The 18,247-nt window shown below is 62.7% G+C and carries 14 protein-coding genes and 3 pseudogenes; 7 read left to right on the top strand and 10 right to left on the bottom strand.

Annotated features, from left to right (window positions below; translation table 11 throughout):
- Positions 1-233: 233 nt before the first annotated feature.
- From VKI00_RS14190 to VKI00_RS14180, 3 genes are all read left to right on the top strand, one after another.
- Positions 234-1,520: a PucR family transcriptional regulator gene (locus tag VKI00_RS14190; RefSeq protein WP_324438348.1), complete on the top strand. Its 1,287-nt coding sequence runs from the start codon at positions 234-236 to the stop codon at positions 1,518-1,520.
- 841 nt (positions 1,521-2,361) lie between these two features.
- Positions 2,362-3,852, top strand: coding sequence for a bifunctional phosphatase PAP2/diacylglycerol kinase family protein (locus tag VKI00_RS14185; protein WP_324438346.1), 1,491 nt, complete (start codon positions 2,362-2,364; stop codon positions 3,850-3,852).
- Between the two features lie 221 nt (positions 3,853-4,073).
- Positions 4,074-4,349 carry a hypothetical protein gene (locus VKI00_RS14180; protein WP_324438344.1) on the top strand — a complete coding sequence of 92 codons (276 nt, stop codon included), beginning with the start codon at positions 4,074-4,076 and terminating at the stop codon, positions 4,347-4,349.
- A gap of 186 nt (positions 4,350-4,535) precedes the next feature.
- Here the strand turns inward: VKI00_RS14180 and VKI00_RS14175 are convergent, their stop codons facing one another.
- From VKI00_RS14175 to VKI00_RS14150, 6 genes and pseudogenes are all read right to left on the bottom strand, one after another.
- Entirely contained in the window at positions 4,536-5,369 is an 834-nt protein-coding gene (locus VKI00_RS14175; protein WP_324438342.1) for a cytochrome P450, read from the bottom strand.
- Positions 5,338-5,724, bottom strand: a complete 387-nt coding sequence (locus VKI00_RS14170; RefSeq protein WP_324438340.1) for a hypothetical protein — start codon at positions 5,722-5,724, stop codon at positions 5,338-5,340. The genes VKI00_RS14175 and VKI00_RS14170 overlap by 32 nt, the downstream gene beginning before the upstream one ends.
- Positions 5,717-7,254: pseudogene (locus VKI00_RS14165) on the bottom strand (bifunctional 3-(3-hydroxy-phenyl)propionate/3-hydroxycinnamic acid hydroxylase). The gene VKI00_RS14170 and the pseudogene VKI00_RS14165 overlap by 8 nt, the downstream one beginning before the upstream one ends.
- Positions 7,251-8,189 (bottom strand): fumarylacetoacetate hydrolase family protein, encoded by a 939-nt coding sequence (locus VKI00_RS14160; protein ID WP_324438338.1) that lies wholly within the window; start codon positions 8,187-8,189, stop codon positions 7,251-7,253. Before VKI00_RS14160 ends, VKI00_RS14165 begins: the two are co-directional and overlap by 4 nt.
- Positions 8,186-9,303, bottom strand: a pseudogene (locus tag VKI00_RS14155) (VOC family protein). Before VKI00_RS14155 ends, VKI00_RS14160 begins: the two are co-directional and overlap by 4 nt.
- Positions 9,304-9,450: 147 nt before the next feature.
- The gene (locus VKI00_RS14150) at positions 9,451-9,873 is read right to left on the bottom strand and encodes a pyridoxamine 5'-phosphate oxidase family protein (RefSeq protein WP_324438336.1); all 423 of its coding nucleotides are present in this window, start codon (positions 9,871-9,873) and stop codon (positions 9,451-9,453) included.
- Between the two features lie 138 nt (positions 9,874-10,011).
- On the opposite strand from VKI00_RS14150, the gene VKI00_RS14145 reads away from it, so the two are divergent.
- On the top strand, positions 10,012-10,452 hold the full coding sequence (locus VKI00_RS14145; protein ID WP_324438334.1) for a hypothetical protein: 441 nt from the start codon (positions 10,012-10,014) through the stop codon (positions 10,450-10,452).
- A gap of 252 nt (positions 10,453-10,704) precedes the next feature.
- Here the strand turns inward: VKI00_RS14145 and VKI00_RS14140 are convergent, their stop codons facing one another.
- From VKI00_RS14140 to VKI00_RS14130, 3 genes are all read right to left on the bottom strand, one after another.
- Positions 10,705-11,019: a hypothetical protein gene (locus tag VKI00_RS14140; protein ID WP_324438332.1), complete on the bottom strand. Its 315-nt coding sequence runs from the start codon at positions 11,017-11,019 to the stop codon at positions 10,705-10,707.
- Positions 11,020-11,559: 540 nt separating this feature from the next.
- A complete protein-coding gene (locus VKI00_RS14135; protein WP_324438330.1) occupies positions 11,560-11,985 on the bottom strand; it encodes a helix-turn-helix domain-containing protein in 426 nt (141 codons plus the stop codon).
- 488 nt (positions 11,986-12,473) lie between these two features.
- Positions 12,474-12,941, bottom strand: coding sequence for an Hsp20/alpha crystallin family protein (locus VKI00_RS14130; protein WP_324438363.1), 468 nt, complete (start codon positions 12,939-12,941; stop codon positions 12,474-12,476).
- 423 nt (positions 12,942-13,364) lie between these two features.
- On the opposite strand from VKI00_RS14130, the gene VKI00_RS14125 reads away from it, so the two are divergent.
- The 3 genes from VKI00_RS14125 to VKI00_RS14115 all read left to right on the top strand — a co-directional run bounded on the left by VKI00_RS14125 (position 13,365) and on the right by VKI00_RS14115 (position 16,888).
- A complete protein-coding gene (locus VKI00_RS14125) occupies positions 13,365-14,114 on the top strand; it encodes a VOC family protein (protein ID WP_324438328.1) in 750 nt (249 codons plus the stop codon).
- Positions 14,111-14,932, top strand: coding sequence for an enoyl-CoA hydratase (locus VKI00_RS14120; protein ID WP_324438326.1), 822 nt, complete (start codon positions 14,111-14,113; stop codon positions 14,930-14,932). Before VKI00_RS14125 ends, VKI00_RS14120 begins: the two co-directional genes overlap by 4 nt.
- Positions 14,933-15,622: 690 nt before the next feature.
- Positions 15,623-16,888, top strand: a complete 1,266-nt coding sequence (locus VKI00_RS14115; RefSeq protein WP_324438324.1) for a hypothetical protein — start codon at positions 15,623-15,625, stop codon at positions 16,886-16,888.
- A 1,071-nt stretch (positions 16,889-17,959) separates the two neighbouring features.
- Here the strand turns inward: VKI00_RS14115 and VKI00_RS14110 are convergent.
- Positions 17,960-18,247, bottom strand: a pseudogene (locus tag VKI00_RS14110) (NAD(P)H nitroreductase); the annotation flags it as partial.

Raw genomic sequence — 18,247 nt, 5'->3', positions numbered from 1 at the left:
CGGTGCTGATGACGGTCAACGGTGTCTCCCTCTCGTGTCGGCGCAGTCGGTAATGACCCGATGGGGCTGGTCAGTGACAGCGGCGGTGTGACGAGCGACAACGTTAGGAATCGCTATGAGGCGCGACACCGTCGTGATCCGATCAAGTTTCGGACTGGCCCTTGTCGCGAGCAGACAAACAAAGACAGTTGCAAATCCACACCGGACGTTGACCGGAGATCTACCGTCGAAGGGTGACTGATTCGCACCTCGACGACGTCGTCGATGTGAGCCGTTACGTCGCCGAAACGGGCGCCCGGCTAAACGAGCGGCTGGCCGACGTGTCGTCGGATATCCGTCGCTCGCTTGAAGAGGACATCCCCGAGCTACGAGGGGACGCCGGCGTCATTGAGCTGCTCGGCGCGAGCGTCGAGGGAAACGTGGACACCATCTTGCGCGCGCTGCGGTACGACCTCGCGGTGCAACGCGTTGAGGCGCCGGCCGCGGCACTCGAATACGCGCGACGGCTGGCACAACACGGTGTGCCGGTCAACGCGCTCGTTCGCGCCTACCGGCTGGGCCAGCACCACGTGACACAACTCGTCATCCGCGAAGTACGCGCACTCGATATCGAGCCGTCGACGAAGATTGCCGTGATTGAAGCGATCGGCGCGACGCTCTTCGAATACATCGACTGGATTTCCCAACAGGTCGTGGTCGTATACGAAGACGAACGGGAACGGTGGCTCGAGAACCAGAACAACGTTCGTGCGCTCCGGGTTCGGGAGGTCTTGGCCGGAGAACGAGCCATCGACATCGACGCGGCAACCACATCGATCCGCTATCCGCTGCGATGGCACCATCTCGCGCTGGTCATGTGGTACCCGGACTTGGGCGCCGAAGCCGGCGAGCTTGTCCGCCTGCAACGTTTCCTGCGCGAACTGGCGCACGCGGCGCAGGCTGCTGCAAGCCCGCTGTTCGTGGCAGCCGATCGAGTCACCGGATGGGGATGGCTTTCCTACCGAACGGCTTCACCCGAAGCCGTGTCGAGCGTGCGCCAGTTCGCGCTGAAGCGGCCGGACTCTCCGAGCGTGACCATCGGCACCATGGCGCCGGGGCTTGACGGTTTCCGCGCCTCACACCGCGAGGCGGAGGGCGCCCGCAGCGTCGCGATTGCCGGCGGGCTACACGAACCAGCGGTTATCGCCGCCGCGGATCCCGGCCTTTCCATCGCAGCATTGTTGGCGGGCAACATTGTCGATGCCCGCGAATGGGTTACCAAAGTGCTGGGTGACCTCGTGCTCGACAGTGAGAACGACGCGCGCCTGCGTGAGACGCTGCACATCTATTTGCGCTCCGGGTGCAGCTACACGGGCGCCGCAGAAGAACTCGGCTTGCACTTCAATTCGGTGAAGTATCGCGTCGGCCGTGCGCTGGCCAGGCGCGGCCGGCCGATTGATGCGGACCGGCTCGACGTCGAATTAGCGTTGGTTTTGTGCCAGTGGTATGGCACCGCGGTACTTCGAACCAGTCCGGCGTAATCCTGCGGTCCACTGACGGTATCCGAAGGACAGCGATTACCCCCAACGTCGGTCCCGCGAGACAAAGGCGTCACACTGGCCTCCTTGATCGGGTGTCCCGCGACTACCCCACAGACATCACCACACCCGTAGCACTCGCCCAACTGTTCGGCGCCTCTATACATGCGACCTTTCGGCGCTGGATCAAGCATCACAGCAGGCCGGCGTGCGGGATCGTGCTTGATATAAATCCAGTCAGCGCTTCTCCACTGACATTTCCCCGGTACTCGTGGAGTCTGGTTCTTGGGCAGGCCGATACGCATCGAACCGCTTTCCCAAACGGCTCACCTCGACCACGCATACATTTCTAGCTCCCTTGGGCTCACCAGGGCTGGCTCGCCACCCATACCGAACTTGAGCTCCGCAGATACCTCAAACTCCCCAAGAAGGCTCATGCGAACGCGACATTTAGCTGATCTGCTCCAAGTTCGTCACCACAAGCGCTAAACCGCGGAAACGAAAATCCTGAACGGAGCATGATGGCGCAGGCGGAGATCATCACTATCGAGCACTATGACTTCGTATCAATGACTAAAAGTGTTGGGCCGCAATGGGTGAGCACGTAGGCCCCAAATGTCCCGTACGACGGCAGCTTTGGTGCGCGGGCTGGTCGGAGCCGCGGCCAAGGATCTCAACGGCGGTATTCAGGTAGCCGCCAAGGGATCCGGGACGGCTGGAGTACGGGCGGTCACTCCCGCCAGCCGGCCCCGTCGAGGTTCTGCCGACGCCGAGGAGCACCGTCAGGGCCTCCACTCCGCTTTATTCGGATCCGATTGATCTCGTCCAGGTATAGGTTGAATTGATGAAAGCGGCGCCGCGCACATCACCCGGGTTGCGGCAGATCAGCAAGGGCCTCGGTGCCCTCGATGCTGAGGTGTTTGACGCGATCGCGAACTCGCGCAGCCCCTTGCTTGACACCGCGATGCCAGCGCTCAGCCGTGCCGCCGATAACGCCAAGCTGTGGTTTGCGATCGCGGCTGCTATGGCACTTTCGGGAAGTCGCTCGGCGCGGCGCGGCGCGGGCCGTGGTGTCGTCAGCCTGGCGGTGACAAGTGCGATCACCAATCAGCTGGCTAAGCGCTTGTGGCGACGCCAGCGGCCCCGTTTCGGGTCGGTTCCGCTGGCGCGGCGCCTGCCGCTTCCGAGGTCGAACTCGATGCCCTCCGGTCATTCCGCCAGCGCTGCCGCGTTCGCGGTCGGTGTGGGGCTGGAAAACCCGACGCTGGGGCTGGTGCTTGGCGTGCTGGCCGCTCTGGTCGGGTTGTCACGCGTCGCGACCGGGGCGCACTATCCCAGCGACGTGCTGGCAGGCTTCGGTATCGGCGCGTCGATCGCCGTGTTGGGTGGGCGTCTGGTGCCGCCGATCGTCGACTACCATCTGCCGAGCGCGGACCCGCTGCGTATCGATACGCCGCCGCGGCCGGACGGCGCGGGCGTGGTCGTGGTGGTCAACCCCGCTGCGGGCAGCGGGACCGGCGATCGGGTGATCGCCCAAGTCCGCAGGGAACTGCCCAAAGCCGAAATCATTGAACTGACCGCCACCGACGACATCGGAGCGGTGCTCCATGCGGCGGCTGAGCGGGCTGACGTGTTGGGCATCGGTGGGGGCGACGGAACCGTCGCGTGTGCGGCTGCTGCAGCGGTGGACACCGGATGTGCGCTGGCGGTTTTCCCGGCCGGCACGTTCAACCACTTCGCCAAGGACATTGGGTGTGAGCAGGTGGCCAAGACCATCCGCGCGATACGGGAGGGCAGCGTTTCCTGCGTCGATCTGGTGTGCTTCAACGACACTCGAATGGTCATCAACACCTCGAGTATCGGCGCCTACCCGGCATTTGTGCGCACCCGCGAACGGCTTCAACGCAAGATCGGTAAGCCGCCGGCGGCGGCCTACGCAATGCTGCGTACCTTGCGCCATGAAGAGCCGGTGCGTATCCGCTACGACAACAAGACCCTCCAGACCTCGCTGTTCTTCCTGGGCAACTCCACCTACCAGCCGTCCGGATTCGCACCGGCACAACGCAATCGGATCGACGACGGGCTGATCGATGTGCGAATTTTGGAGACCGGGCGTCCTTTTAGCAAGATCCGCGTCATGACGGCAATGATGGCCGGACGGCTGGTACGCAGCCGGCTGTATCACGAGCAGCATGTGCCGCAGTTCAGCTTCAGCTGTGTCGACGGCCCGACCGCCCTCGCCTTTGATGGTGAGGTGGATGGACAGCACGACCACGCAAACTTCAGCGTCCGTTACCGAGCCCTCCCGGTGATTTGCCCCCGGCCGCGACGCTGACCGCCCGGCTCCGGTGAGCGATGCGTGGTCATCTTGCCGAGCAGGTACCAAGTCGTGCTGATTTCGGCTGAAAGCGCCTCGGGACTTGGAAATCCACCGTGGAAGTCGGCTAAAAGAACACGCTTGACCGCTCATTGGATGACTTTGGGGCCCTACGCCGACAAGGTTGAGAGAGCGACGATGAGGCAAGCACAAGGCGAGGTACTGAGGAGGGAAGCGGCATGTCCGATCCCGTTGAACGTATCCGCCAAACACTCATCGAACGAATCCGCCTGATCGTGGCCCAGCACCGCGAAATCCATGTCGATGACGATGCTCGGACAGCGTGTAGTTGTGGAGCCCCGGAGTTATCCGACTACGGTCGTCATCTTGCCGAGCAGATCGTCGACGGGCTAGACCTCAAGGCTGAGGCCAAAGACCACGTCAACAGACAGATCCGCTATGCAACCGCATGGTTTGACTGGGAACTGATCCAGCTAGAGGGCGCTGAATGCTAGACCAACGCGGTACTGTGCTTAGCGCTAAGTGATGGTTGGCTCGCCAGTCGGATACTTGCAGCCGGGTAAAAGTTGTGCGGGCGTGGTCGGTCGTAGTCAACCCGGCGGCGGGTAGCGGCACCGGCGATGGGGTGTGACACGACAAGGCCGATGTTCATCGCGCCGTCTCGGCAACGGCTGAGAGGCTCAGTCCGCGACCAGCCTCAGCGGCAGTCGCTTGTAACAGCGGATGATGTTGTTGAGCGCCCATATCGGCTCGCCCGCGAGTTCGATTCGGCTGACCTGCTGCATCAGCGCACTGAGGATCGCCTGCATCTCGACGCGGGCCAGTCCCTGCCCGGCACAGGCATGCGTGCCGTGCCCGAAACCGAGCTGACGGTTGGCGTCGCGGCGGATGTCAAAGGTGTCAGCATCGGTCCACTCCCGTTCGTCGCGGTTAGCGGATGCGTAAAGCACCAGCACCCTCGCTCCGGCGGGGAGGTCAACACCGGCGATCGTGCTGTCCTGCATCGTCTTTCGCGAGAACGCCCGCAGCGGCGACTCGTAGCGCAGGACTTCGTTGATCGCATTCGCAAGCAGCGTCGGCTCGGTTCTCAGCAGCTGCCACTGTTCGGGGTGCCGCGCAAAGAGCGCAAGCGAGCTGGCGATGCCGCTGATCGTGGTGTCCAGCGAGGGTGCCAGGTAGTCGATCATCAACGCTGAGCAATCACGGCGTGGAAGCTTTCCGGCATCTGCCGCTACCAGGATGTCGTGGCCCATGCTGCCGTCGGCCACCGGCCGGCGGCGCACGACCTGCCTGGTGAAGCGCATCATTTGCAGGCCGGCCCGCACTGCCCGCGCCGCACGGTGGTTGGCTGGGCCCAGCACGTCGAACGTGGCTGCACCCCAGCTCAGCAGGTTGTCCCTACCGTCATGGGGCCAGCCGAGGAGGTCCGGCACCACCGCCAGGGGCAGCGCTGTGGCGAGATCCGCGACCCCGTCGACGTATTCACGTTTCACCGCGGCCGAAACCAGGTCCACGGCCTGCACCTGAATGACATCGCTCGTCGACCAAAGTTGCCCGCGGCAGCAGACGGTGCGCAAGGAGCTTGCGCCGCTGATCGTGCTGCTCGCCGTCGCTGTTCAACACCGTTCCGCGCGACAATCTGTTGGCGATGGGATTCAGTGCTACGCCCTGCCCGGAGGCGAACGTCGCATCGTCGCGGAGTACGGCCTTGCATTCGGCGTACCGGGGCACCGCGAACACCCGCTGTTTGGTGAGCCATACCACCGCGCCCATCTGACGCAGCGTGGCGTAGTGGGGATACGCATCGATGATGGCGCGGGTGGAGTAAACGTCATGGCCATAGGTCGCAACGCCGGCAGGTCTACGCATCGGCAAAGCTGAGTGTGAAAGTAGGTACACGACAGCATATTTCAAGTATGTCACAGCCGGCATACATCACCGTCGCGTCAGGCCGGACGACCGCGGCCCTCGCACGTCCGCGTCGTAACCAACGAGCCAATTCAGTGTGGGGCTCAACCGCGACGACGACAGCACCCCTTCGGCCCAGCTCTTCCCGCTGTTGTCCAGACAGCGGCACAGATGTGGCGCCGGCGAAACGTGGCCCGACGACTTCGTCGAATCTCTTACCCTCTCCCACATCAGAATTCGGGCATAGCCGACCGGCTAGCTGTCGACGGCGGCTATTCTTGATCACCAACGCGCTGTGGCGCAACGGCGGCGTCGTGCTGTTGACGATCTTCTTCTGCATGCCTGGGATCAGATGCAGCCGGGGCACCACCAAGCGGCGAAGAAAGTTGCCGACCTCTCCCCCGGCCGTCATGGTCAAACCCATCGCGAGCGCAAAGCGGATCATGTAGCCCGCGTGCGGTTTGCGCTCCTGCTCGTAGCTGTCAAGCACGCTCTGTGGCAGCCACCCGTTGGCCACGCCGGCAAGCTTCCAACCCAGATTCATCGCGTCACGAATTCCCGCACACAAGCCCTGGCCGACAAACGGCGGCGTGAGGTGGGCGGCATCGCCGAGAAGGAAAATGTTGTCCCGGCGCCAGCGGTCGGCTACCTGGGCGCGAAATGTGTATTCGGCGACGCGGACAAGCTGCAGACATTGCGGCGCAACCCCGTCCACCCATGGCCGGATCAGCGGATACAGCTTCGCAACTGTGCTGAAGTCGTCGGCTGTTTCATTCGGCAGAAGCCGAAACTCCCACCGGTATCTGCTCGGACCGACCCGCATGAACGTCCCCGCTCGGTGCGGATCGCACACCTGGTGCACACCATCCCACTGGTTGAGCTGCGCGCCGGTCGTCACATCGACGACGAGCCAGCGTTGTTCAAATCCCATGTCGCGCATCGATGCACCGATCGCGACCCGCACCATGCTGTTGGCGCCGTCGCAACCGAGCAGGTATCTCGTCTCGACGCGGTATTTTTTGCCGCTAACCCGGTCGACGAATGTCACCTGCACCCGCTCGGCACCGACCTGCAAGGCGTCGGTCACCTCGCAGTCTCCGCGAAGCACTGCATGCGGATAGCGCTTGAGGTTTGACCGCAGCAGCGCTTCAAACTCCGGCTGGTCGAACATGTTGGCTTGGGGATAACCGTTGGTCGTTTGGGCGCAATCGCGGCGAAACTCATCGAGCACGTTCATCTCTGGGTCCCGCAGCTGCAGGCCCCGCGCGGGACGCGATATGCCCGCGAACTGCTCGGCGATACCCAGCCGGCCCACAATGCGGCGGACTTCGTCGTCAAGGTGAACCGCACGCGGCTGCGGGTACACACGTTCGCCCAGCGATCAAGAACAAGGCAGTCGACGCCATACTGCGCCAAAAACGTTGCGGCTGTGACGCTGACGGGCCCGGCACCGACGATCACCACCGGGACGAAGCCGGGAACCTCGTTCACGCGTACCTGACCTCGTTGTGCTGTGTGCCTAGGTCGATTTTGCCGTCGTCGGTGGCGATATTTGCCTCGACCACATCACCGTCGTGGAGGTACTTGTGGTTCTTGGCCTGTCCGGCAAAGAACAATTTCCACTTGACGTCGTCTGGCAACAGCGACACCAGCTTCTGTACCGGCTTCGGAGGCGCGGACAGGGCCGTCCCGACAGGTGTGCCGGTCATCACCAGGTCACCGGGTGACAGCCGCTGGAAGCGGGCGAGCGCGGCAAGCGCCTGGACCGGCCGATAGATCATGTCGTTCTTGACCGTACTGTCCTGGCGCGGTTCTTCGTTGACCCATAGTTGCAGGCGTAACTCGCCGAAGCGAGCCAGTTCATCGGCATCGACAAGCACCAGCGCCGGACCCACGGGTGTGAAGGTCGGGTACGACTTGGATTCGTAGAACTGGGTTTTCGTCAGTTGTACATCGCGCGCCGACACATCATTAGTCACCACCAGACCGCACACATACTCGGCCAGGTTGTCGGCGGTGATCGTGGTGCCGACGGGCATGTCGCGGCCGATCACCAGACCGATCTCCACCTCATAGTCGAGAAGCCGAACATGATTCGGCTTGACGATGTCGTCGCCGGGGCCGCTGATAGATCCCGACGCCTTGCGGAAGAACGTGAGCGGCACCGTCTTTGGGTTCCCGCCTGTGTCCTTGACGTGGGAGGCGAAGTTGGTCATCTGCGCGATGACGCGGCACGGTGCGGTCACCGGAGCGAGCACATCGAGGCTCGTCACCGCAACGGTGTCCGTACTCAACGCCGCTCGTTCTAAGGCTGCCCGGTCGGCCAGCAGCTGCGCCGTCGTCGACGCCGGTGTGTCGATCTTGGCCACGGCGTCGGCCGTGCCCGCCCACCAGGCATCGGAGGTGCGATAGATGGAAATGCTCATGATCGTGCCACTTTCAGAAGTCCGCACAGGCGGGTGATGTCGAACTCGTTGTTGTCGTCGCGAATCGCGGTCAGCATCGACCGCAACTCGCGAACCGCTTCCTTGCCGGGAGCCATCCCGAGGAAATCTTTCGTCGCGGGCGAACCCCACTGGGCAAGGCCCGACGCGGTCAACGGCGCCCACCCGGGCCCGAGCGTGTCTTCGAACATGTCGCCGTCGGTGAAGTACTCGACCAAGAATCCGTCGGGGTCACGCCAGTAGTCAAAGATCTGGCTGCCTTGGATGTGCCTGCCGATTCCCCACGACCGCTGGTAGCCCAACTCACGCAGGTGTTCCCCGCCCGCGGCGATCGCGTCCAGGTCGCAGACCTGAAAAGCGGAGTGCAGGTAGCGGTCCGACGGGCCCAAGACCAGCGCCAGGGTGTGGTGGTCGGTGGGCGCCGACCCGCGGTCACAGCGAATAAAGCTCGTCGCCGGGCCGCGCTCGCGTTGGCCCGGGTAGTACATGAAGTCGCTGACAATCAGGCCCAGGTGGTCGAGGTACCAGTTGAGCGACTGGATGTAGGCGCTGCTCTGCAGCACGACGTGTCCCAGCCGCTGCACCCTGGCCGGCTCGCGCGGCGGGCGCTGCGTGCTGTTGGTGCGGTGCAGGTCGTGGCCGAAGTTGAAGGCGTGTGGCTGTTGGGCGGGCAGCCCGGTCAACTCGTTCATGCCGGCGACTACGCGGACCGGAATACTGCGGGGTCGGTCAGTTCCACCGCAACGCCGCCGATGGCCTCCGGCAGCCTGCTGGTCTTCGCGCCAGTCGCCTCGGCGAGTCGCTCGACGTCGGCCATGTCCTGCGCGGCGAAGGCGGGTCCCACGAATCGTGAGCGGCTTGCGCGGCGGATAGTCACGCACGGCGAGCCCGCGTCGGTTCCCCGGAGGTGCAACTCGTCGGCGGTGCGCAGCACGGTGGTGAAGCCAAACGCCTGCGCGAAGGCTTCCGCCCGGTTCAGGTCTGGCTTCTCGAATTGCAGCCAGGCCAAGTCGCGAACCTTGATCACGGGGTTGCGCGACCGCCCGGGATGCTCCCGCGCAGCGAAATCATCACTTACGATGACACGCTCAGTCAAGGCCGTCGGCCGCTGCCTGACCTCGACGAGCTGACCGAGCCTGACTCCGCGGCGTGATGGCAGGCTTCGCGGTGCGCGATGGTAGTCGGCAATCGAAGCGGTACTTCCGGTCGTGATCGGCACCGCTCCTGCTGCGCATTCGAACCGTCACCACGACAGCCGCTCCGCGCCGAGCCGCCGCCCCGTGACGGTCTGCGGCACAATCTGAAGCCAGACGTTGTGGATGCCGACTGCCCATGGCTTCGGGACGTGGCCATCCATCGTTCGCAGCAGCGCAGGAACCCGTTCCAGGTCGACCTCTGCGCCGACGCCTCGCACCAGGACGCTCCACGCGGACTCCTGGTCCTCGTCGACATGGTCGACTTCGAAGGCGAGCATCGGTTGGTGCATCGCCGCTCGTTTCGCGCCACCCTCGACTCGGAAGACGATGTCGTGTCCGGCCATGGCGTAGTTAACGGGCACCGCGAGAGGTCCCAGGTCATCTTGGTACACGAGTCGCCCGACGCTTGTACCAGCGAGCAGCCGGAAGCATTCGTCGGGCGAGAGGTCTTCGAGCTCGCGTTGTGTCATGATGCGATCCTCTTCGACGCGCACCCGCCCCCGCCACGGCCGAAAGTCCCATCTCCGCACGTACCCAACGGCCGGTTGAAGCGGTGACACTGGATCGACCAAGCGCGGGTTTTAGCTGCAGAAGTATCCCCAGATCGCATGATCCAGGTGAATGAGATCCCACGTCTTCATCTCGGCAACTTGCTTGACGAGTTCATCTCGGCAACTTGCTTGACGAGCTGGGCAGCCGCTGTGGCATTGTCGGCATGGCCGCTGCTGCGCTGCTGGCCGGTCGGCACCAGCGGCGACATAACGACCTACACGTTGGGGCCGGATACGCTGAGCATTAACGCCTCCACAGACGCGTTCGACAACTACTTCGCTAAGCCCCATTTCGACCTCGACTTCTCTTACATCGGGGCGCCGGACAACTATTTCGGGATCTTTTTGACGGACCCTGGGGTTTCCAAATTGGCTATAGCGAATTCGGCGGTTTTGCGGGCCCAATCGACATCACCACTCCCGCCGACTTCTTCCCTCCCGACATTGGCCTCGGTTGGCTTGGTTGACCGGGTTAAGGTATTACGAGGTCCTTTCTGAACATGCTTTTGCCACAACGCTTTTCGCGATAAATCGGCGTGATGTGCGTGTCGCACCCTGCGAAGGCAGCTACCAACCGAGTTCGTCGACAAACTGGGCGACATTAGCCCGAAAGAAGAGCATTGGCGAATTCAACAATCAAATCTGAGTTCGCTTTGGCGAGTTCAACTATCCACGCACACGCCATCAGGAAATCGTTGCCCGGCCTGAACGCCGGTGTCGCCGACCATCGAAACTTGTTGCCGTTGATAGTCATTGCGCCGCGATTGACTTTGACAGCGAATGGGCGTATTCGCTTAGCTCCGAGTAGACACTCTTAAACCCGCCGAAGCGCGGACTCCGGTTTGCATGCGCGGTCAGCCTTCCTACCGACAGCGGGTGGCCGTCCAAACCAAGCACCCTGTCGACTTTGTTCGGATGGTCGGCGGCATAGAGAACGGCGGCGGCATTCTCGGCATAGGAGCGGATTAGGGTGAACGCCGCGAACGGGTTATCTGCTTCGAGCGCCGCGACGGCTGCATTGTGCAAGCCGATGCCGCGAGTCACCAGGCCACTCAGCAGCACCACTGCGGTGGTCCATTGTTGGTCCCAACCGAAGGCGTTCGCAGCCGCGTCAACGAAGCACCTGCCGCGAGGCGCGGGCCTTCTCAATGCCGGTAGGCCGGTCAATGATGCCGTGCGCCTGCACCCACGCTGGAACCGGATTCAATGCTGCATTCTCATCGGTCACGGGGCCGGATGCTCCCACACGGGGTCTGACAAGTTCGACATGCCACGCCGACCCGCGACACGAACCTTGAGCGATTACGTAAGGGCTTTGCTGCGAGCATCTGGCACGTATTTGGCACGGGCAGGGAAGATTTGGCTAGAAACCTATTTTCACCTGGACAGATAGTGTGTGGTCCCGGCTGGGATCGAACTAGCCGGTCCTCGCTTTAACGTTCCGCAGGCTCACACCCAGGCCGACCACCACAATCCATCCCAGCAGCCCCGGCGCCGCCTGGTCTGCCACCTCATTCCGTAGTGTCTGACTGCCCGATCGGCTGAGTAAACGGCGTCCTCGACGTCACTACGTGATGGCTTCGCCACCCTTGACACATCCGATCGTCAGCACATGATCGCCGATATGAGGATGCGCGGCCAGTGCGAAGGTTTCGCGCCGAGCTGACGACAGTTCTGACGACTCTCGGGCTTCCAGACACCGTCAACTACGCGCTGGGACACCTCCACATCGTGGTAGCGCTTGAGGTACATCGCGATCTTGCCCGGACCGAAGTGATAGTTCTGCCGCAGGTAGAGGATCTTGCCGACCACGTCGACGTGCGTGGCGTTGGGGCTATGGTGCGGTCGTCGCGACAGGTCGCGTAGCCCGTCGATGCCCTGCTCCTGGTATCGCCGTAGCCATCGGTAGTAGACCTGCCGGCTGATCCCGTAGTAGCGGCACGTCATGGCCACGTTGCCGGTCACTTCCTCGGCGTGCTGGATGATCGCCAACCGGCGACGGACTTCTCGTGGCAGCTGCGGTTCGCTCATGCAGGTCTCCTAGTGCTAGAAGACCCGGACTGTCAACGATGTCCGTCAGTTTTAGACTGTCAGCCCGACCATATAACCGCAGGTCAGTGGTAGGCCTGCAGGGTCGCGGTGCCGCCATCAGACAGCTCAACGCGATAATTCGTCATGTCGCGGCCTTGCCCAGTCGATAATCGCAGGTCAGTGGGCCTAATTGTGCTATATTGAATACCTAAAAGAAACAGGAAAATGAATAGTCGTTTTGAAAGTTTATGGTACGCAATACAACATCCGCTGGGACCGTCGCGGGAACTGGGATCATACGAAAACCACCAGGAGAGCGTGGAGAAACTGATTCGGGAAATGAACGCAAGAGGCCCAGTTGTTGCATCTCTGCGTGATTCAGCACCCCTCTGAACACGTCGATGCCGCCGAGCTGATCGCCATCGACGTGTTCACAGCCCGCCCATGCTGCCAGGCATGACCCGCCTGGACCCGCCCGGTGAAGAGGTTTAGGTCGTGGTGTGCTGGTCGGATGGCTCGCTGGGCTCGATGAGCGTTGTTTCCTCACGTGCCCCTGGGGTGATCTCGATGCGGCGCGGCTTGGCCCTTGCCGCCACGGGGAGGGTTACGGTCAGCACCCCGTTCTGATAGGTGGCGGCGATGTGGTCGGCGTCGATGTCCTGACCGAGCGACAAGCGACGCAGGTAAGTGCCGGTGAAGCGCTCGGAGCTCAGCCATTGCACGTCGTGTTCGGTGCGTTCGCTGCGTTGTGCCGTCACGGTGAGAATGCCGCCATCAACGCTAACGTCCACCGACTCGGGGTCCACCCCCGGGAGGTCGGCGTGAAGGACGTAGTGATCGCCGGAGCGGTAGAGGTCCATCGGCATGGCCAGTGGGACTCGGGCGGATCCGGGCGATGTACCGAGCAGCTGCGCGGCGAGTCTATCGATGTCACGGAATGGATCGGGATGAAGCACAGCAACCACCTCCTACATGTTGGTTGCCGCACCGCGCCATCGCGACGGGTGTCGGCTGGCTGCGCTCCTTCTGGTGTAGCACTCCATCTGCGCGAGCACCAGGGGTGCGGCGTTGCGCGCAGGTCTTCGGCGATGAGGACCCTGGTGTCCAGGATCGTCGTCCAGCAGAACCGACGCGCCCGGGGCCACGGTCGTAGACCGAACCGGGTAGCGCAGTCAACTTCCAGTTAGTTCGCGGCCGGATTCGTCACCTGACAATGGGGTGGTGGCCGCTGTGCGCGCCGAGGTCGACGCCTTTAGGCTGCGTTGCCAACCCGGGGACAGCTACTTGGATGGCAGTTGGCAGGTGCTCGCAGGAGGTAGGGCACGCTCCGTTGGAGCCCAGGTACGGTGGTCGTACGTCGCTGCCGTGAGAAGGTATTTATGCCAGACCCATTGCCCGGTCCTCGTCTACGCCAGGTGGCGCTGGTCGCCCACGACTGCGAGAAGACCGCCACCGCTCTCCAGGAGGCGTTTGGCTGGCCGGATCCGTTCCACGATCCGGGGGTCGGAGAGTTCGGGCTGATCAACGCCGTATTCCCCGTGGGCGACACCTTCGTGGAGGTGGTCTCTCCCGTACAACCCGACACCACCGCCGGGCGGTATCTCGCCCGTCGCGGATCCGACAGCGGCTACATGGCCATATTCCAGATGCCTTCGCTCGAAGAGGCCCGCCGGCGGGTGACCGATCTGGGAGTGCGCGTGGCGTGGAAGATCGACCTCGACGACATCGCAGGCACCCACTTGCACCCCAAGGACATCCCGGGGGCGATCGTGTCGCTCGACTGGGCGTCGCCGACCAACTCGTGGCGATGGGCGGGACCGGCATGGACCGGAACGGCGCCCGATCACCCGGCGGGCGGCATCGCCGGCATAACGGTCGAGGTGGAAGAACCGGCCGTGGTGGCCCAGCGGTGGGCCCGGGTTCTTGGTCTCGACGCCGAGGTGGACCGTGGGCTAGCCCTGGTCCGGCTGGACTCGGCCGGCCAATCCTTGAGGTTCGTCTCGGCGGTCGACGGCCGAGCCGAAGGCATTACCGAACTCTGGTTGACACCCGGCTTTCCGGGCCTGCCAAACGGTGACGGGCCGGTCGCCGAGATCGGCGGAGTGCGGTTCGTAGTGCGTGCGCCATGACGGCCCTCGATACCGGCACCGAAGATCTCTTGGCCGAGGTGGACGACGGCGTAGCTGTGATCACCATGAATCGGCCATCTAGGCGCAACGCCTTCTCGAACGACATGGTCGAGGCGTTGGGAAGCGTCCTGGCCCAGGTCGAACTCAGCGATGAGGTTGGCTGCGTGGTGCTGACTGGAGCGGGCGAGGCCTTCTCGGCCGGGGGCGACGTGAAGGCCATGGCCGACCGGGGATCTTCAGGCGGGCCGTCGGTGCCGGTCGACGTGGCGATCCACCGGCAGCGTCTGAACCAGCAGGCGACCAGCGGGAAGCTGTGGCGGATGCCGAAACCGACCATCGCGCACATTCCCGGCCCGGCTGCCGGCGCCGGCCTGTCGCTCGCCTTGGCCTGCGATCTCAGGTACGCGGCCGAAACCGCCATCTTCACCACCGCATTCGCTCGCGTTGCCTTCGCCGGCGACTACGGCGGAACCTGGTTCTTGACCAGACTGGTCGGCCCGGCGAAGGCCAAGGAGCTGTACTACTTCTCGGAGCGGCTCACGGCCGATCAGGCCGAGAAGCTGGGTTTGGTCAACGCCGTCTTTCCGGCCGGCGAGCTCGAGAAAGAGGTGATGGACCGGGCCCGGAGGTTGGCCGAGGGTCCGTCGATCGCCTACCGCTACATGAAAGAGAACCTCAACCGGGCGGTCCACGGCAACCTCGAGGAATGCATGGACCTCGAGGTCACACACCACATCCATACGGGCCTGACAGAAGACCACTGGGAAGCGGCGCAGGCGTTCGTGGAGAAGAGGGAGCTTCGGTTTCGCGGCCGCTGATCTGGCGATGCGGATGCTGGTTTTCTTGGCCTACTGCGCCTACACCGTGTGGCTAGGGGAGTGCATACCCGGTGCGGGTACGTACGCCAACGCATACGCCAACCAACTCAAAGATCGCTGGGTATCCCTCTTTGTCCGCCGGTGTCTTTGGCGTCCAAAACCGCCTCTGACCTGTGGGGGATGGCGACACCGGCGAATGCGGAGTTACCGACGCGGCGTAGGCTCTTGACGCCGTCAAGACCCGAGAGCGAAACCGCAGGTAACGAACGGGACTGAACGGGATCGAGACGTAACGAAACTGCAGTTAAGACTATGTTTTGCCTGGTCAAGGCAGGGGTTCGAGTCCCCTTAGCTCCACTCTATAACCGCAGCTCACAGCCACAATGTGTGCGACGCGAGTCGTCGTCAAGACTCGCGCCGAAAATTGGTGCGGCTTCCGCCGCCATGGCGAGCGACAGCACCTCCGCGTCCGTAATCATCGCAAGCCGGCTCAACTCCGAAAACCGCCTTATTTGACATGTGACTTAGATCACTTTAGATTGGAAATCCTTAGGAAAATCTGAGCCTCCATTCAGGATGAAGGACGGGCTTCCAATGTCTCGTTGCTCCTGCGGGTTGTACCGCCAATCACTCAGCTCTCGCCAACGTCGTCGCTCGACGAAGTCGGCGCGCGGACGGCGGGTGCTCGCGATGAGGACCACCGTGTTCGCCACCAGCAGCGTCGTCGCCAGCGCGGCCCTTATCGGCGCTGCTCCGGTACACACACCATCGCTTCCTGATGTCATTCCTATTGCGCAGCTGCACGACGTTGCATTGGCCAGCAGCTTCGATCCCACGGCGTTCATCACGTCTTTAGAAACAGTCTTCGTCGACGTCCTGCGCGAAAATGCGCGTCTCACCGGTTTGAACGAGCTGACTGTGCCGCAGGCGCTCAATGACTTTGGGCTTGGCAGCCTCACACCGAACGAGTTGCTGTCCTTCACCGGACTTGGCGGCGTGACACTCAACGAACTGGCAGGTTTCTTCTACCTGGGTGCAAATCCGTTGTCGGTGCTTTTGGCCGTGACGGGGTTAAGTGATGCCACGACATTGACCCAGGCTTTAGACGCCCTGGGGATTGATGACCAACCGCTGTCGGACATTGAGAACCTGTTCGGGCTTGGCGCGAACGACACACTGAGCCAGACGGCGGAGATTCTGGGGGTAGGTAACCAACCAATTTCGAACCTGTGGGATCTGATCGGGCTCAACGCCAACAGCACACTGAGCCAAACGGCAGACGCCCTGGGGATCAACAACACAGAGGTTGACACGCTGCTCGGTGACTGGGGCGTCGGGCCGATGAATATCAACAATTTTCTCCAGGGCTTGGACGTGACCCCGAGCCAACTGCTCAGCATTCTTGGCATCCAGCCCAGCGCGTTGGGCTCACTTTGGGACCCGAGTACGGATGCCTTTACCGCTGGCACGACCGTGGAACAGTTTGCCGACACCGCTGGTCTCGGCGACGACAAGGTGACGCAGCTGCTGTCCATCCCGGGCACGGGCGACGCGACGCTGAGCGATGCGGCGACCACGATTGGGCTAAATGGCGGTGCTGGCACGGTGGACGACACGCTGAAGAACATCTCGTTCGACGACCTGTCATTTTCTGGGTTCCTGAGCGGCTTCGGGCTCAACTCCGACAGCACGGTCAGCGATGTGTATACCAATATCCCCGGATTCGACAACACGACAATCGGTGGATTGCTGGACACCTTCGGATTCAGCGACCAATCGACGATCAGCCAGCTGCTGAACACGTTCGGGGGGCTCGACGATACGACGCTGAGTGGGCTGGTAACCGATCTCGGGATCGGCAACGACACGGTCTCCGGCCTGGCGTCCAGCCTATTAGACGGCATCACGGTGGACCAATACCTCACCAACATCCTGGATGCGCTGGTCGCCGCGTAAACACCCGGCGTAGAGACGCCAGCGGATCCGACGTTGCCGTCGACCTCGGTGCACTACTCGAGTGCATCCCGACACTGGCTAGAGGCTGGCCGCACCACTGCGCGAGCCGCGAGAAACGACCTAAGGATCGTCGCCGCGAGACAGGAATTGATCACGATGCCTTACCGGCAGACCTGTGGCTACCTGTTTCAACTCTGGCGGAATACGCGGAATACTAAGTGTGGTTGGCCGTTTGGGTTTTGCGGGCCGCGAACGCGTCGTCGATGATCGCGTTGAGGCGTTGCATCGTCGCCGCGGAAAGGGGAACGAAGTCTTCCGCCTCCGGGCTAAACTTGCTACCGGCTAAAGGAACATCGTGCCTATCGCTTGGGGTCTGACCGCAACTACTATTGCCGCTGTCGCTGTTGTGGGGCTAGCGGGCCGCGCACGCGCGTCCGAGCCGTTCGATGGCACGTATTCGCTGGACAATAGTGGCGAGCCTGGAGCCTTAACCACGTGGATCGCTAATTCCACATGTGGTCCGACGGCTTGTATCGCGCACATCGCCAGTTCAAGAGGATGGAGCGGCGATGCACAGCTCGTGGGCGGTCGTTGGACTATGAGCGTTGACAGGCCAGACGGCACAGTCTGTTTGGATAGCCAGCTGTCCGGTGCGATACAAACTTGGTCGTGGGATCCCGAAACGCTTAACGGCGAAGTAAGCGGGGTCCCGAATGGCAAAGGCGCCAACTGCGAAGCCCCGGCCGATTCGTTCACTCTGACGAAGGTCGGCTAGGTAGCGGGACCGGCTTTTGAACGCACTAGCGGCGGCTGGCCTGACGATGGGAGGCGTTGTTTGTCAAACGAATTGGTAATCAAGCCTTCTCACTTCTGTGAGGACGGTCAAATGAGCCCCTCACTTCGAAGCCCTTAGCTCCACAAGAAAAGGCCAGCTCAGCGCATATTTCGGAAGTTGCGTCGGGGACGACGTAACGGATGACGTGACATCAAGGGTTGTGGCAAGTGTCCACGCTCAGAAGAACCGCACCGGGAACACTTACCGTGGACAGCCCTCCACCGCGGCCTGCGGGGCTAAAGCCGGTCAAACCGCGATCCGTCGAGCCACTCGACGACCTCGCCCAGTCGGAAGCGAGGAGTCGCAGGCAGCGGGTCGGCATTAGCCGGTGCCCACCCTATGCGCAGCAGCATCTGTGGGAACCCGCTGACGCCGAACACATCGGTCTGCACGGCATCTCGTGTTTCGGCGATCTCCAATGGCTCGGTCACCGGGCAGCTCGCCAACCCCTGTGCGGTGGCGGTCAGCAGCACCAGGCTGGTGGCCTCGCCGGCGCGCAGTCTGGCCAGCGGAGTGTCGTCTTT

The organism is Mycobacterium sp. (assembly GCF_035314665.1).
Classification (GTDB): Bacteria; Actinomycetota; Actinomycetes; order Mycobacteriales; family Mycobacteriaceae; genus Mycobacterium.
Note: the sequence above shows the minus strand (reverse complement) of the source record. Positions and strands in the feature narration are given on the sequence as shown.

Bases quoted from the DNA above. Each gene is read 5' to 3' on its own strand.
- VKI00_RS14185 (WP_324438346.1), top strand. From the start codon at position 2,362: ATGAAAGCGGCGCCGCGCACATCACCCGGGTTGCGGCAGATCAGCAAG.
- VKI00_RS14180 (WP_324438344.1), top strand. From the start codon at position 4,074: ATGTCCGATCCCGTTGAACGTATCCGCCAAACACTCATCGAACGAATC.
- VKI00_RS14170 (WP_324438340.1), bottom strand. From the start codon at position 5,724: ATGCGTAGACCTGCCGGCGTTGCGACCTATGGCCATGACGTTTACTCC.
- VKI00_RS14160 (WP_324438338.1), bottom strand. From the start codon at position 8,189: ATGAGCATTTCCATCTATCGCACCTCCGATGCCTGGTGGGCGGGCACG.
- VKI00_RS14150 (WP_324438336.1), bottom strand. From the start codon at position 9,873: ATGACACAACGCGAGCTCGAAGACCTCTCGCCCGACGAATGCTTCCGG.
- VKI00_RS14145 (WP_324438334.1), top strand. From the start codon at position 10,012: ATGATCCAGGTGAATGAGATCCCACGTCTTCATCTCGGCAACTTGCTT.
- VKI00_RS14135 (WP_324438330.1), bottom strand. From the start codon at position 11,985: ATGAGCGAACCGCAGCTGCCACGAGAAGTCCGTCGCCGGTTGGCGATC.
- VKI00_RS14125 (WP_324438328.1), top strand. From the start codon at position 13,365: ATGCCAGACCCATTGCCCGGTCCTCGTCTACGCCAGGTGGCGCTGGTC.
- VKI00_RS14120 (WP_324438326.1), top strand. From the start codon at position 14,111: ATGACGGCCCTCGATACCGGCACCGAAGATCTCTTGGCCGAGGTGGAC.
- VKI00_RS14115 (WP_324438324.1), top strand. From the start codon at position 15,623: ATGAGGACCACCGTGTTCGCCACCAGCAGCGTCGTCGCCAGCGCGGCC.